Source organism: Psychromonas antarctica (assembly GCF_022267535.1).
Lineage (GTDB): Bacteria > Pseudomonadota > Gammaproteobacteria > Enterobacterales > Psychromonadaceae > Psychromonas > Psychromonas antarctica.
Map to the genome: position 1 here is coordinate 1 of NZ_JAHNZV010000070.1, position 15,353 is coordinate 15,353.

The 15,353-nt window shown below is 39.1% G+C and carries 16 protein-coding genes and 1 pseudogene; 12 read left to right on the forward strand and 5 right to left on the reverse strand.

Annotated elements, in window-relative coordinates; all coding sequences use genetic code 11:
• Positions 1–483: 483 nt before the first annotated feature.
• Positions 484–693, reverse strand: a complete 210-nt coding sequence (locus KSO91_RS12495; RefSeq protein WP_238743330.1) for a hypothetical protein — start codon at positions 691–693, stop codon at positions 484–486.
• 683 nt (positions 694–1,376) lie between these two features.
• Here KSO91_RS12495 and KSO91_RS12500 point away from each other — a divergent pair.
• From KSO91_RS12500 to KSO91_RS12525, 6 genes and pseudogenes are all read left to right on the forward strand, one after another.
• Positions 1,377–3,737, forward strand: coding sequence for a diguanylate cyclase domain-containing protein (locus KSO91_RS12500; RefSeq protein ID WP_238743331.1), 2,361 nt, complete (start codon positions 1,377–1,379; stop codon positions 3,735–3,737).
• Between the two features lie 277 nt (positions 3,738–4,014).
• Positions 4,015–4,474 (forward strand): annotated as a pseudogene (locus KSO91_RS12505) (IS30 family transposase); the annotation flags it as partial.
• 230 nt (positions 4,475–4,704) lie between these two features.
• On the forward strand, positions 4,705–5,358 hold the full coding sequence (locus tag KSO91_RS12510) for a flavin reductase family protein (protein WP_238743333.1): 654 nt from the start codon (positions 4,705–4,707) through the stop codon (positions 5,356–5,358).
• A 19-nt stretch (positions 5,359–5,377) separates the two neighbouring features.
• Entirely contained in the window at positions 5,378–5,794 is a 417-nt protein-coding gene (locus KSO91_RS12515; protein WP_238743334.1) for a DUF3429 domain-containing protein, read from the forward strand.
• 34 nt (positions 5,795–5,828) lie between these two features.
• Positions 5,829–6,251 (forward strand): thiol-disulfide oxidoreductase DCC family protein, encoded by a 423-nt coding sequence (locus tag KSO91_RS12520; protein WP_238743335.1) that lies wholly within the window; start codon positions 5,829–5,831, stop codon positions 6,249–6,251.
• A complete protein-coding gene (locus KSO91_RS12525; RefSeq protein ID WP_238743336.1) occupies positions 6,217–6,978 on the forward strand; it encodes an SDR family NAD(P)-dependent oxidoreductase in 762 nt (253 codons plus the stop codon). The genes KSO91_RS12520 and KSO91_RS12525 overlap by 35 nt, the downstream gene beginning before the upstream one ends.
• Positions 6,979–7,100: 122 nt before the next feature.
• Here KSO91_RS12525 and KSO91_RS12530 read toward each other — a convergent pair whose 3' ends face one another.
• From KSO91_RS12530 to KSO91_RS12545, 4 genes are all read right to left on the reverse strand, one after another.
• A complete protein-coding gene (locus tag KSO91_RS12530) occupies positions 7,101–7,316 on the reverse strand; it encodes a TIGR02450 family Trp-rich protein (RefSeq protein ID WP_238743337.1) in 216 nt (71 codons plus the stop codon).
• 25 nt (positions 7,317–7,341) lie between these two features.
• Positions 7,342–7,827: a CIA30 family protein gene (locus KSO91_RS12535; RefSeq protein ID WP_238743338.1), complete on the reverse strand. Its 486-nt coding sequence runs from the start codon at positions 7,825–7,827 to the stop codon at positions 7,342–7,344.
• 105 nt (positions 7,828–7,932) lie between these two features.
• Complete coding sequence (locus KSO91_RS12540) at positions 7,933–8,553, reverse strand: HAD family hydrolase (RefSeq protein WP_238743339.1); 621 nt, start codon at positions 8,551–8,553, stop codon at positions 7,933–7,935.
• Between the two features lie 15 nt (positions 8,554–8,568).
• A complete protein-coding gene (locus KSO91_RS12545; protein ID WP_238743340.1) occupies positions 8,569–8,838 on the reverse strand; it encodes a DUF3081 domain-containing protein in 270 nt (89 codons plus the stop codon).
• A gap of 484 nt (positions 8,839–9,322) precedes the next feature.
• Between KSO91_RS12545 and KSO91_RS12550 the strand changes: the two genes are divergently transcribed.
• The 6 genes from KSO91_RS12550 (at position 9,323) to dbpA (ending at position 15,003) form a co-directional block, all read left to right on the forward strand.
• Entirely contained in the window at positions 9,323–9,649 is a 327-nt protein-coding gene (locus KSO91_RS12550; protein ID WP_238743341.1) for a TusE/DsrC/DsvC family sulfur relay protein, read from the forward strand.
• Between the two features lie 47 nt (positions 9,650–9,696).
• Entirely contained in the window at positions 9,697–10,269 is a 573-nt protein-coding gene (gene efpL, locus KSO91_RS12555; RefSeq protein WP_238743342.1) for an elongation factor P-like protein EfpL, read from the forward strand.
• Between the two features lie 333 nt (positions 10,270–10,602).
• Positions 10,603–11,538 carry an SPFH domain-containing protein gene (locus KSO91_RS12560; RefSeq protein WP_238743343.1) on the forward strand — a complete coding sequence of 312 codons (936 nt, stop codon included), beginning with the start codon at positions 10,603–10,605 and terminating at the stop codon, positions 11,536–11,538.
• A 2-nt stretch (positions 11,539–11,540) separates the two neighbouring features.
• Positions 11,541–11,996 carry an NfeD family protein gene (locus KSO91_RS12565; protein WP_238743344.1) on the forward strand — a complete coding sequence of 152 codons (456 nt, stop codon included), beginning with the start codon at positions 11,541–11,543 and terminating at the stop codon, positions 11,994–11,996.
• Between the two features lie 182 nt (positions 11,997–12,178).
• The gene (locus KSO91_RS12570) at positions 12,179–13,417 is read left to right on the forward strand and encodes a trypsin-like serine protease (RefSeq protein ID WP_238743345.1); all 1,239 of its coding nucleotides are present in this window, start codon (positions 12,179–12,181) and stop codon (positions 13,415–13,417) included.
• 197 nt (positions 13,418–13,614) lie between these two features.
• Positions 13,615–15,003 (forward strand): ATP-dependent RNA helicase DbpA, encoded by a 1,389-nt coding sequence (gene dbpA, locus KSO91_RS12575; protein ID WP_238743346.1) that lies wholly within the window; start codon positions 13,615–13,617, stop codon positions 15,001–15,003.
• Positions 15,004–15,353: the final 350 nt, after the last annotated feature.

Genomic DNA, 15,353 nt, shown 5'->3' on the forward strand with positions numbered 1-15,353 from the left:
GTCTCTTGTTGTATTATCCTTTGTCTAGTTAACAAGTATTTTACCACAATGAGACATCAACCTCTTTAAAATCATCGAGTTATTTGGGTTTTATTGTTTGTTTTGAATCCCGAAACTTGAGTTATAAAACATATATTTTCTATTGCTGAGTTTAATTCTGGGAAGTTTTGAAGAAGTTAAAACGTCTCACCACCTTAGCAAGGTGCTAATCAGAGAGTAGATTGCTGATAATGAATATTAATAGAGCATACGCTGTAATTGTGTTTTCCCTGATATCCAGCGTTTACCTATATGCTCAGCAAAAAGCGCAAGTTCTTCGAGTGAGCCCACTGCGCCATGATAATTTTTGCCAAAACTGCTGGCTAATTCTAACCATGTTTCACTGTTTAAACCAAGCGTACTAAGTATGCTTGGTATTTGCGCACTAATTGCACCGCTTTTATCAGCTCTAATAACACGCCCAGTCGAATCAACAAGCTCTAATTAGTCAATAAAATCATAGGGGATGCCTTGCGGCTGCTCGTTACATTCACCTGCTATAAAGCCAAATAAGGGTCTATTGACATTATATTGTTCGCCTTTATCTTCGCTACTCGCAACACCATGAATGCGTTCAAATACAGAGGTGTATTCGGAGGCTTCAACAGTTTCTGCCATTTTCTCGCGCACCGGATTTAAATCAACATACACCATGCAAGTTAGTAGCGCCTTATCATCCAGTAACGCTTGCGACTTAAAGCGCCCCTCCCAGAAGCGTCCTTTGCAGTTATCTTCTTTATTCGCCTTACGGGCAAAAAACTGTGGATGTCCTCACTTAATTCCCGATAAATAAACTGATGACAAAATTTTAACTGCAAGAAATTTTTACTTACAAGCACTATAATTAATTACCTATTCGTTACTACAGTAGTATACGGAGAAGGAAATATATAAACGCAGCAGACGAGAGCAATGGCGGCTGCATTTGCAGCAACACCGAAGGAATGTATTTAGGTCAATATTAACCTTTTTATAAACAAAATCAGTTCGAAAAGTAAAGTTTACACTTGATGATCTTAAATATAATTTTCTTACGTTACTGCTTGTGAGGTTAAACATCTCATTTTAACGGCAGCAGTAAAAAGGAAAAAAACTTAGCGGGGCTAGAATTTGATCAGTAGTGTGTTTTGCACTTCCGCTAAATACTGAGCATCATTCAATTTATCGGCATGATATTCTGGAAACGATTTTATTGCCTAGATAGTGTTTCAGTAATTGATATAAGACTAACATTAAAAAAGTGTAGCGATGTTGGAATTTATAGCGTTCGTATCAAGATAAACTATTTAAAGTTTGTCCTAGCACAATGCGAATCAATTAGGGATGTACATAAATATATGAGACGTTTATTTCAGACGCTACAATCAAGACTTATCCTGTTGATCATATTAGTCGCATTGCCGGGATTAGCATGCCTTATTTACCATTCTTTTGTCGCTCGAAAAGAGGCTATTAATGCATCATTGCAACAGGCTATAAATGTAGTCAATGTTACTACTGAAAACCAAGCCCAGTTAATAACAAAAACTCAACATTTTTTACAAGTCTTGTCTACGCTGAAAGCATTATCAAATCTAAAATCAGATGAGTGTAGTACCACTTTATCCAATATCCTGAAACTTAATGATAGTTATATAAATTTAGGCGCACCGCGTGCAGATGGCGAGCTACTGTGTAATGCAAGCCCATTAAAAAAGTCTGTTAATGTCGCGGATCGTCCCTATATACAGCAAGCACTTGCCACTAGAAAATTTTCTATTGGCAAGTTCCAAGTTGATCGCGCCATCGGGATTACCAGTATTAACTTTGCTTACCCCGTGTTTCATCAAAACGATAATGAAGTAGTAGGCCTAGTTGTTGCAGTGGTATCACTTGATTGGTGGAGTCAGCGCCTTGCGGAATCTCATTTACCCGAAAATACCGTCGCCTATATTACTGATCGTGAACAGAATATCATTGCGGCTTACCCAGCCAACAGTAAATTACTCGGCACCAATATTTACAGTGTTCTGGGTAACATACTGGAAAGGAGTTCTTCTTTAGGTCATGCTAGTAAAACCTTCAAGAGCGCAGATAACCATCTCAGAATATTTGTGAGTAGACCATTAGCTGAGAATGGCGGGCTTAGCGACATTAGCATTACAGTTGGTATTCCCTTTGATGAACAATTATCAGTTATTAATGCCCGCTTAATAAAAATCGTGGGATTCCTATTTACCTTTGTGGTATTGATGCTCATAATCGCTACGTGGGGAATTCGCAAAAGCGTGCTAATACCGCTTAAATGTCTATTACATTCCACCCAAAATTTAGAATTAGGAAAGAATGTCTGTAATATATCTCAATGTGGCACTTCTGAACTTGTCGATTTACAACAACGCTTCGCTTCAATGGCTAAAACAAGGTTATTTGCCGAGCAAGAATTAAAAAACAGTCAGTTATCACTACTAGAAAGCGAGCAGAAACTATCACGGCACATTGAAAACACTCCACTTGGTTGTATTTCTTGGGACCGAAACTTTATTTGCACCGAGTGGAATAGAGCAGCCGAAAACATTTTCGGTTACCGTTCACATGAAGCCATAGGTCGGCAAGCCTCGGAGCTTATTTTAGACACCAAACATGGTGATGAGATCAATACTTTCTACGCATTATTGCTGCAACAAAAAAGCGGCAAACATCTCAATGAAAGCGTTACAAAAAATGGCTGTAGGATTGTTTGCGAATGGTACAACACCCCCATTATTGCGCCTGATGGTTCATTGGATGGTGTTACATCATTGGTACAGGATGTGACTGAACGTAAACAACTTGAAGATAAACTTACACAAGCTGCGTGTGTTTTTTCTCATGCCAGAGAAGGTATCATAATTACCGATGCTGTGGGAATTGTCATTGATGTTAATGCTACATTTGTCGCCATTACAGGCTATGAACGCAATGAGGTACTCGGTAAAAAAACTAGAATGCTCAAATCTAACCGTCACTCACCACTTTTTTATAACCACCTATGGCAAACGTTGTCTGATAAAGGGTATTGGCACGGAGAAATATGGAACAAACGTAAAAATCACGAAATCTATCCGGCGTTATTTACGATCAGTGCAGTGCATGACGAGGCGGGGGAAATACAAACCTATGTGGCCTTATTTACCGATATCACTGAAATAAAAATACAGCAACTTCACTTACAAAATATGGCACATTATGATGCATTAACAAGCCTACCGAACCGTTTATTGCTAAACGATCGTTTAAATCAAGCTATAACCCAAAGTAAGCGAAACAAACAATCACTCGCGGTGGCACTGCTGGATTTAGATGGTTTTAAAACAGTCAATGATGAGCATGGTCACCAATATGGAGATGAGCTGCTTGTTGGCCTATCACATCACATGAAAGAAGCTTTACGCGATGGGGATACGTTATCTCGTTTTGGCGGTGATGAATTTGTTGTGATCTTAGCCGATTTGGATAAAACACAGGATTTTGAACCTGTGATAGAACGTTTATTAGAGGCCGCATCAATGCCAATAATGGTGAGTGATACTTTGCTGAAAGTTTCTGCAAGTATAGGGGTTACACTCTACCCCCTTGACAATGTAGATCCCGAACAGTTATTACGTCATGCTGATCAGGCTATGTATATTGCTAAACAAAAAGGAAAAAATTGCTATCACTTATTTGATCTTGAATAAGAGGGTGCAATCAGAAACAGCTTTGAAAGTGTACAAAAGATCAATGCTGCAACGAGTTTCTTCTCTACTATCATCCTAAGATTAATATGAAAACGGGAGAACTTATTGGGGAAAAACCCCTGATCCGCTGCTAACATCCTAAAAGAAGCATAGTACCACCAATGGATTTTTTACCGCTAATCGAGGATCATTCGATTAGAACAAAAACAGGTGAGTGGGTAATAAATGAGGCATCAAAGCAAATATCTAAATGTTGGATCAAGGCCTGTAGTTGCCGGTCAGTATTGATATTCGTGCATTACAGCTACAACAAAAGGATTTTGTCGATCGTTCCGAAATTATTGGTAAAGGCCACAGTGGCACCCTGCCTGATCACCATTGTAGAGCGTCAAACCAGTTTCACTGTGTCTACGACAAATCAGCAAAAACAGTAACAGCAGCAACAATTTCGTTGTTGAAACTATTTAAAGATGCAGTATTAACGATTACCGCAGATAATGAACAAGAGCTTGCTTACCATGAAGAGCTAACTAAAGATTTGCAATGTGATCTATACCTAATGAAAACACCAATGGCCTATTCCGGCAATATTGGCCAAAATCAACAGACTTCAAAAAGGTTTCGCGATCAGAAGTTCAAGATGTAATAGTAGAGCTCAATGATAGGCCAAAAAAGATACTAAATTACAAAAATCAACCAAGTTAATGGCTGAACACATGGCAATTATAGCTGCCTAGCCGTTATGCACTTCATGATTAAATCTGACTCTTTTATAAAAATTTAATTTGTATCAAATTCAACCTCGTACTGACATGTGCTTCAATTTGAACCGCTAATATGAGGTATTTATACGTAAATAAAGAATCATATATTGCATTCCGGACCTGTCTCTTATGACTTTCATTGATCTTAAAGTTGATCTCATTCGTATGGATCAATAACAATCAACAAATGTGAGATATAGCAATTGAAACATATCAATTCTCAGCAACTCAGTAATATGCCAGATAGGTATCGAGCTTGTTTAATTAACAGTTTATCTGGATTTAAAAGTGCCAATCTTATCGGCACTGTAAATAGCCAAGGTCAAACCAACTTGGCGATGTTTAGCTCAGTTTTTCACCTTGGGGCCTCGCCCGCTTTAATTGGATTTATTACTCGCCCACACAGTGTTATCCGGCATACGTTAGAAAACATTAAACAGACAAAGCAATACACTATTAATCAAGTCAGCGAAGATTTCTACTTAGCTGCACACCAAACCTCAGCGCGTTATTTAAGAGAGGATAGTGAGTTCACAAAAACAGGCTTATCTGAATACTATATAGACGCTTACAACGTACCTTTTGTTAAACAGAGTCGTCTTAAGTATCTATTGACGCTTCGCGATATAGTGCCAATCACACTTAATGACACACAGTTAGTGATCGGCGAAGTAACCGACATTCTGTGTGATGAAGACGCCATTAAAAGCGATGGCTATGTTGATATTGAAGCATTAAATAGCGTTTCTATTTCTGGATTAGATAGTTACCACGTGAGCACAAGATTATCCCGTTTAAGTTATGCGCAAACGGGAAGTTTTCCGACAAAAATGAATGTGGATGGAAAAATAAGTTAATAGTTATTTGAGATAAGTTATGAAAATGTGGCAAACACTGGCTTATATGGGCTTAATTCCCTTTATAGTCAGCTTTTATTTAAGTATTCAAAATATGGACTGGTCGATAGACACGAAACAACTGTTTATTGCCTATAGTGCAATTATTTTAAGCTTTGTTGCTGGCTCTCTTTGGCAAGCGAGTGAACAGAAAAAACACCACAACAAGCAAGTTATCAGTAACATTTTTAGTTTGTTTGCGTTTCTTGCTTTGCTGGTTAATTACCACCTAGCCTTAATAATATTAGCGATAAATTACTTGTTACTGTTCTTATACGAATCTAAGTTGGTCAAACTAAATAAGCAATGCCATATACACCCGGCTTATATGAGAATGCGATTTCAGGTGACCCTGATCGTCATTTTATTACATAGTGCTGCGTATCTTTTATGGTGAGATCCGCATTTATCTTTAGTAGGGAGAAAAAGTAATGCTAACGATATTTTATGATGGGCAGTGCCCGATGTGCTCAACAGAAATGAGGCATCTAAAGCAACATGATAAAAATAATTTAATCACTCTTGAAGACATCCATCAAGATGATTTCGCAGCGCTTTATCCTGATATTAATTTTACAGATGCAATGAAAATATTACATGGCAACTATCAGGGTAAATTATTATTGGGGCTTGCAGTGACTCACCGAGCCTGGACGTTAGTAGGAAAAGGGTTTTGGGTCGCCCCACTGAATTGGCCTGGTATTAAAACATTAAGCCACTGGGGGTATTTAGGATTGGCCAAATATAGGCAGCCGATTTCAACCTGTCTGTCTAAACTTCCCGGCGTAAAAGTCGGCAATTGCACATCAGGAACTTGTTATGATAAACCAACAAACGTTAATCATCGGCGCTAACAGCGACATTGCCAAAGCGATCGCTAAGCAAGTACAGCTGTCACCTAATACTGGTCTGATATTGGTAAGCAGAGATCTGAGCGACGATTCCCCTCCACAAAAGAGCATCGCTAATAGCAAGCTCCCTAATAATAATGTGACTAAAATAACAGTGAAAGATTATCAAGCAAACACTATCGAAAAAACAGTGTTGCAAATAGCTCAAGAGATTCACGTCCCCATCACACAAGTCTTTATTTGCAATGGGTTATTACACAATAACAGCGTACAACCGGAAAAACGTTTACAAGAATTCAGCAGCAGTGCCTTTCAACAAGTGATGATGGTAAACGCAATCATTCCGATGCTCTGGATACAACATTTGACGCCTATTCTAGTCGGTAGCATGGAGACTAAAATAATTGTCTTTAGCGCTCGCGTGGGCAGTATCAGTGATAACCGTCTAGGTGGTTGGTATAGCTACCGAGCATCTAAGTCGGCGTTAAACATGCTATTAAAGACAACAGCAATAGAGTTAGCTCGGTGCGGAAAAAACATTAAAATTATAGCCTTTCATCCTGGTACGACTGATACATCACTGTCTAAACCATTTCAAAAAAACGTGCCCAGCGATAAACTATTTAGCTGTGAGTTTGTTGCAAAACAGATACTACAAATTGCTGAAGAAACTGACGTAGATGGTCAAGCAAGTTACCTAGATTGGCAAGGAAAACCGATCAACTGGTAGTTAACAGGGATGTGTGGGCAATAATCATCACAAGTTGAATACTCTCGTATGCAAAGAAACGCAACGACAATGTACACCATTATTGGCCTTTTCCGGGAGAATTTTAAGGGTCAATAAAGCAACTATTGCCAACCGATACGCCAGTTATTGCTCAATTTCAATTCGCGCCATTCAATAGGGTATTCATTTTTAGTCATTACCGCTTCGATAATGCACTCAATCACATTTTGCTGTTCATCAAATTTAACCAGGGTAATAACAAAATGTTTCTCTTTGTTACACACATCAACCTTGGTCCATTTACTGTGCATTAATGCTTTAGGATTAATTTTATTCATAGTCTTCTCCTATCTACAACGTTATTTATGCATTTATAAAATCAATAGCGAATACTGAAAGAGAAAACTCACCCGCTTCCTTTGTGGTCAATAAGAACCCAACTTCGCCAACAACTTCTGCTTTAAGCGTCGGCGCATTGGCTATTTGTCTGCCACGAAATGTTGCTTGGAAATCAGCAAGCGCAAATCTTAACTTTTGTCGTTGTCCTGTTACAGTATTAAACTCATGAAAATAATAGGTAGATTCACCGTTATCATAGGTTATTATTCTCAGTTGATAGCGATTCCCATCCCCTGCTATATCAATAGTCACAGCCCTCACCTCTTGGCTAAGTGGCTGCACTGCTGTAAATGCAGCGCTAAAACCACCGTTGTTTGCAAGTGAAATATTGCCGGTAAACACTCCATAATCTCGTTCAAATAGAATATTTCCTTGGGATTCCCCCCCCATGACGTCATCATTACTGATTCGCCAATTTATTCGTGCTTGTTGCTGCGTAAAATCTATCATAATAAGTTCTGGGCTCCTTTTTTTGTCAATTAAATTAGCACTTACAAGGTTATCTGCACTAACCGCATTGATCGCAACAGACAAATGAAAAACCCCTTGGTAAAATTAATCGCTAATTTGTTCCGCCTCTGTTGTACTAAACGACAACGCAATACTTTGTTTTAATTCCGCCAAGTTAGCAACAACGATATTTGCTAAGTGAGCATAATCAACGACCGTTCCATTGGTGACTAAACAAGACAACATATTGGCATTTTTTGCCGCTTGCAAATCATATAAGTAGTCTCCTACACACAGCATGTTTTCAGGTGACAACTGCCAGTGGTTGGCAATATAAAGTAGAGCATCAGGGGCGGGTTTAGCTTTATGATCTTCACGTGTTAATAACAGCGGGATTTGAATGCGATTATTTGCCATTTTTAGCAAAGCAGCTTGTCGACAATTGCGTGTCACAACAGCGCAGCGGATATTTCGTTGACACAAAAAATGTAAAAGGTCATCAACACCAATAAGCTTCACAGTTTGCTGGGCATCTTGCATTTCATAGTCAACCAATATTTTATTGGCACTAGGCTGATCGCGTTGAGGTAAAGAGTTAACATGATCTAATATATTAATTTCACTGGGGCAGCCTAAGACAGCTTTAATTTTATCAAAGTTCAAAGACGAACTTACTAGGGTATTGTCGAGATCGAATATCACGCCGTATAATTTATTTGTTAACAAGGTACTTGTATCCTTCTATAAATTGTCTTTATCTGCTAACAATCCTGATATTTTTTTAAAAAATGCTTTTAGGGTATCTTCGTCTTGATAGTCAAAATCGTATTTCCCGTGAAACAGCAAGGTGATAGTCAAATCTTTATACGCTAACCAGCAGGTATATCCGTCGAAATCATGGGATGCACGAATACCTAAAAGTTCATGAACCCCATCGTGTTTACTTCCCTTGGTAGTTATTAAATCAAATACTTGCAACAAATTACGTTTTTTAAGTTGATTTATATCCATCACTAACCCCAATTATGGTTCATTTCAATCTCTATTAGCCTACCTTAACAGCACAATTTAAGCTTATTAATGACTAAAAAACTCAATAAATAGTTTGTATTAAAAAGTCTTATGCTAATAAATACTGTATGGCAAAGTATATCTACATAAAATATATCCAGAAGATGTTTCACCCCCTGCATATCAGCAGTTATTACGAATTAAAACGGAAATAGGATCACATTATCCGTTAACCATACAATGTTTAGACAGACAAAAATCTAAAAGTTCAGGATCACACTTAGCTGCTTGCCACTCGATACTTGAAGTACAAAGCGTGATAATTATCTCCAAATCACGACATCCATTATAAATTTATCAGGTAAAAAGCACTTATTTGTTGAATAGTCTCCTTTATTTGCATTAATGGTACTAGATATAAACCTACTTTTACGGGTAAACTTCAGCTGTAAAACTTACTGATAGCAGATAAAGGAGCGTAAATTTGTTATTTAATGGGCAAGAGTACCCAACAGATCCACAAGGTTACCTCCTAGATCCGGCATCATGGACAGAGCAACTCGCGATTTATATTGCGGAAGGGGAATCAATCTCTCTAAGTGAGCAACACTGGCAAGTGATTAACTTTGTGCGAGACTTTTATCTGGAATTTAATACCTCGCCGGCGATCCGCGCATTAGTAAAAGCGATGGAAAAGCGCTACGGAAAAGAAACGATCAATAGTCGCTATCTATATCGTTTGTTTCCAAACGGACCGGCAAAACAAGCCACTAAAATTGCCGGTTTACCAAAACCGGTTCGCTGTATTTAACAGCAACTATATATTTATTATTAAAAACAACATGTAAGGAAAGGATAATGCCTAAGGCAAGTGACATTAAAAAAAATACTGCTGTCGAGTATAACAACAGTGTTTATATTATTAGAGACATTGAACGCTCTGTTCCACAAGGGCGTTCGGGTGGCAGCTTATATCGTATGCGCATGTACGATGTAGTCACCGGTTCAAAGCTTGATGAAACATTCAAAGATAGCGATATGCTCCCATTGGCAGATTTAATTCGTCGAAATGCGATGTATTCTTATCTTGATGGTGAAGAACTCGTATTTATGGATAATGAAGACTACACCCCCTACAATTTGAATAAAGATATCATCGCTGATGAAGTGCTCTTTATCGATGAAAACACACAAGGTATTCAAGTTGTTTTAGTTGATGGCGCCCCAGTTGCCATTGAATTACCCTCGAGTGTTGAACTTGAGATTGTTGAAACATCACCGTCAATTAAAGGTGGCTCCGCGACTGCTCGTACTAAACCCGCTACGCTCTCTACGGGCCTAACTATCCAAGTGCCAGAGCATATTTCAACGGGCGACAAAATTAAAATAAATACTGCAGAGCATAAATTTATGGGCCGTGCAGATAAATAAGGCTGTTTGTTTACCTAACAACCTTAAATAAGGGGGAAATACCCCCCTTATTATCAACACCCGCATCTTAAAAACTGGTCAATGCACAACCTAATTTTAGACCTAAAGAATAATAAAATTTAGCTTTAATCCGCTAGCCGTACTTTCCCGCCCCCCGCTTACTTCTTCCGCTAAAAAACACAAAACACCGTCAAATCAAAACAAAAATAAAGTTTATTCTTACGCTGTCTATATTAATGTAGCGTAGTAGACAAATGTGTCATGTAATTGTTTTACTTATTGATACAACAGGCTATTATGATAAACACTTTTATTTTACTAACGGGATATAATATGAACATGTTATTTGAATATTTGCTGAGGCCTGAGATTTTCATTCTCATCTTGGCGATAGTGATCTTAAAAAAATCAATCATTTTTGTACCACAAAACCAAGCTTATTTAATTGAACGTTTTGGCAAATATCAATCGACTCGAGAAGCGGGTTTAAATTTTCTTATTCCATTTATTGATCACATTGGTGCTGACCGTTCATTAAAAGAACAAGCTGTCGATGTACCAAGTCAAAGTGCAATCACCCGAGACAATATTTCTTTAAGTGTTGATGGCGTGCTTTATTTCCGTGTACTAGACCCATATAAAGCAAGTTATGGGGTTGATGATTATGTGTTCGCAGTAACACAGTTAGCGCAAACAACCATGCGTTCTGAATTAGGTAAAATGGAGCTTGATAAAACATTTGAAGAACGTGATGTACTCAATACCAATATTGTTGCATCAATTAATGAAGCCTCTGGCCCATGGGGCATTCAAGTTTTACGTTATGAAATAAAAGACATCGTGCCACCGCAATCTATAATGGAAGCGATGGAAGCGCAAATGAAAGCGGAACGTGTCAAGCGTGCACAAATATTAGAGTCAGAAGGCGATAGACAAGCTGCGATTAACGTTGCTGAAGGTCAAAAGCGTGCAGTGGTTTTAAAAGCTGAAGCAGATAAAGAAGAACGGGTGTTACGCGCAGAGGGTGAAGCTCAAGCGATCGTTGCGGTTGCGCTGGCTCAGGCCGAAGCATTACATAAGGTTGGTGAGGCTGCGAATACTGAAGAAGGTCAAAAAGCCATTCAACTAGACTTAGCAACTAGAGCGATTGCAGCTAAAGCGGCCATTGCCAAAGAATCATCGGTGGTATTATTACCCGACAGCAGTAATGATGCAGCCTCTATAGTTGCACAAGCGATGACTATCATTAATAGCTTAAATAAAGGCTAATTATGGAATATGTTTCTTCGAATTTGGCACAAACCTTAGTGGTGCTTGGATTGCTTTTATTAGCAATCGAAGTACTCGTACTGGGTCTCTCGACCTTTGTTTTGTTTTTTATTGGAATCGGAACCATAACAACGGGTATATTAATGTGGATTGGATTGCTTCCTGAAACAGTCCCTAATGCATTGTTAGCAACGGCAATTATATCGACGGTCTTTGCTTTAGTTTTTTGGCAGCCGATGAAACGTATTCAAAACAAGATTGAAGTCAATCAGGTTGATAATGATATGATCGGCCATCGTTTTTTGTTAAATACGGATTTGCCCGTCGGGCAAACGATCACCCATCGCTACTCAGGTATCAACTGGCAGGTCAGAGCAACAACGCCATTATCTGCTGGTACCGAAGTGCAGATAACCAGCATGGAAGTTGGCTTATTAACGGTAGAACGAGTTGGCTAGTGATTGTCCCAAAAAAGTTCAACAGGCTGTTCGCGAGAGCAGCCTGTTGCTTTAACCACGTAATAGCTACGAACGACAACACCTCGAACCTTAGCCATGGCACTGGTAGCTTTATATACGGCTATTAGGCGAAATCAGATGATGCGCTACAATATAGATAAGCACTAACAAAAGGATTTAAAATGAAATCTCCCCTCTTAGCAATCACCCTACTATTGGTTTCTGTTCCTGCATTATGTTCAACAACTGAGTCGACATTCGTCAATAATATAGTGGGTGGCAGTGAAAGTCTCAATCAACAACAGTGGCCATCAGTTGTTAGCTTAAAATACAAAAGCTATATATATGGAGATAGCCACTTTTGTGGCGGTTCATTAATTGCGCCACAATGGGTGATCACAGCGGCGCACTGCATGTATAACGATTCAGATCAAAAAATTCAAGCTAGCCTTATAAGCGCGACAGTGGGTGAGTATGAGTTATCTTCACAACCCATCACTCTGGCAACTAACATTGAGCAGATATTTACTCATCCCGATTATGATCCAAAGGATAGAGAAAAAGAGGATAGTGATATTGCCCTGCTTAAATTATCCAAGCCAGTCACAAATATCACTCTCCCGCTGGCAAGCCTGTCACAAACAGTTTCCTGGATTGACTTAGGAATACCAGCCACCGTTATCGGTTGGGGCTCAACCGTTGCTGTTACTGTTGATGGCAGTGACATTGTTGATCCCGCTTACCCCGATGTTTTGCGTGAAGTCGTCGTGCCGATTAATTCAGATCAGCAATGCTTTGAAAGCCTCGGATCAACGTATACTGAAAATATGCTTTGTGCAGGTGAGCCTGATGGTGGAAAAGATTCTTGTCAGGGTGATAGTGGCGGCCCGCTAATGGTGTATAGCAACACCGGCTGGCAGCAAGTGGGCATTGTCAGTTGGGGCTATGGTTGTGCAGCACCAGGCTACCCCGGCGTTTATACTCGCATTGGGGCTTTTTCTGATTGGATACACATGGTAACGAGTACCTTCTGGGTTACGACAAACAGCACTTTTTATACGTCCAGTATAGGCGACAGTGATATACAGCTAATAAGCGTGGAGAATAATACTGCCAGTACTGCATATTTTACTTATAACTTTACGGGGTCAGACAGTTTTACTTTTGACGCGAGTGAATGCAGCAGCATCGATGCATATAGCAGTTGCCAATTCAGTGTCACTTACACACCGAGCGAAGAAAGACTGCAATCTGCTGTTATTACAGTTAGCTCAACGATTGACAGTAGTATCCCTCAGCAATCCAGTCTAGTTGGTAGTGTTGTTTCTGAGGAAGAGGTACAGCGCTCCTCTGGTTCAATGGGTTTGTGGGTGTTTCTGTTGCTGCCATTAATTGCTGTGCGCAGAATTTTGTGCCATTAATGTAAACGAGTAAAAACAGCTATTAGTTATCCGCTTTCCCATGCGCCGCGTAGGAAAGCGACTATTATTGATTTTTCTGAGTCCCCCCCCCTGCAGAGCCAGATCTTTACTAATTTTTTATTACCAACAAAGCGCTTTGTGAAGGAGTTCACATGCTGCTATAGTGACGCCTTTTCGTTCAACACAGGAATGTCATTTTGAGTCAACAACCCTTCTCTACATTAGCATTACATGCAGACTTACTAAAAAACTTAGAATCACTTGATTATCACTCTATGACTGATATTCAAGCACAAAGTTTACCGCATATTTTATCGGGTAAAGATATTATTGCTCAAGCGAAAACCGGCTCCGGTAAAACAGCTGCATTTGCTTTAGGTGTACTTGAAAAACTCAATGTCAAACGCTTCCGTATTCAGTCATTAATCTTGTGTCCGACACGAGAACTTGCCGATCAAGTAGGGCAAGAGTTACGCCGACTTGCCCGTACCATTCACAATATTAAAGTACTGACGTTATGCGGCGGAGTCCCTTTTGGCCCGCAAATTGGATCGCTTGAACACGGCGCACATATTATCGTCGGGACGCCGGGACGAATCGAAGATCACTTACGTAAAGGCACATTAAACTTAGATGATTTAGAAATATTAGTCTTAGATGAAGCTGACCGTATGCTCGATATGGGCTTTCAAGATTCAATTGACTCGATCATCGATCAAACACCTAAAGATCGCCAAACTTTATTATTCAGTGCTACTTTTCCAGATCAAATTAATAATATTGGCAAACGTATTCTTATCGATCCAATCACCGTCAAAGTTGAATCAACGCATAATAACGATATTATTAAACAGGCCTTTTATAAAGTTGAAAATAATGAAGAGCGCATGATCGCATTACGTTTGTTACTACAAAAACATCAACCTGAGTCATCAGTTGTATTTTGCAATACAAAACGTGAAGTACAAGAGGTTGCAGATGAGCTCGCTAATCGCGGCTTCAGCGCAATATCATTACATGGGGATTTAGAACAGAAAGAGCGAGATCAAGCGCTGATCCGTTTTTCAAATAAAAGTGCCTGTATATTAGTGGCCACAGATGTTGCGGCTCGCGGTTTAGATATTGATAATCTCAGCGCTGTTTTTAACTACCATATCGCCCATGATCAAGAAGTACATGTCCACCGTATCGGACGAACTGGGCGAGCTGGCAGTAAAGGATTGGCATTCTCTTTTTATAGCAGTAAAGATAATCATCGCATTGCTCTACTTGAAGATTACCTAGATCGCAATATTAAAGATGAACAACTGCCCTCTGCTGAAGTATTAGATACCCCTCCTCTGCAATCGACCATGATAACGCTACGTATCGAAGGTGGTAAAAAACAAAAAATTCGTCCAGGCGATGTTGTTGGTGCATTAACAGGGCAAGACGGTATAACCGGCGCTGAAGTGGGTAAAATCCAAGTCTCCGATAATTGGACTTATGTCGCAGTGCAAAGAGACACCATTAAAACCGCATTTAAAAAATTAAGTGAAGGAAAACTTAAAGGCCGTAAATTCAGAGTGATGGTTGTTAGAGGGTAATAACTATGCCCAAGTCACTTGTTATTATATATTCAGGCAGTTTGGGTATATAAGTGCAGTGGCTTGGAACGCGATAAAAAGCAATAAAAAGCAATACCTTTGCCTAAACACCAAAATCAACCAGTGAAAAGGCATATTTTTTATGGTTTGATAGGAAAATTGGTATAAACCCACCTATTTCGTACCAATGTAGTAACATAAAGTCAATTACAAATGAAAATTTCAGCAATTCTCGGTGAAAATAATTTTCAAGCTATACAAGGGCTGCGAGAGATATCAAAAAATACTTTTCGCGCTAAATTTCTCTTTTCTTCAAATTATTTTTAATAAATGTAAAAAAAATTGAACTT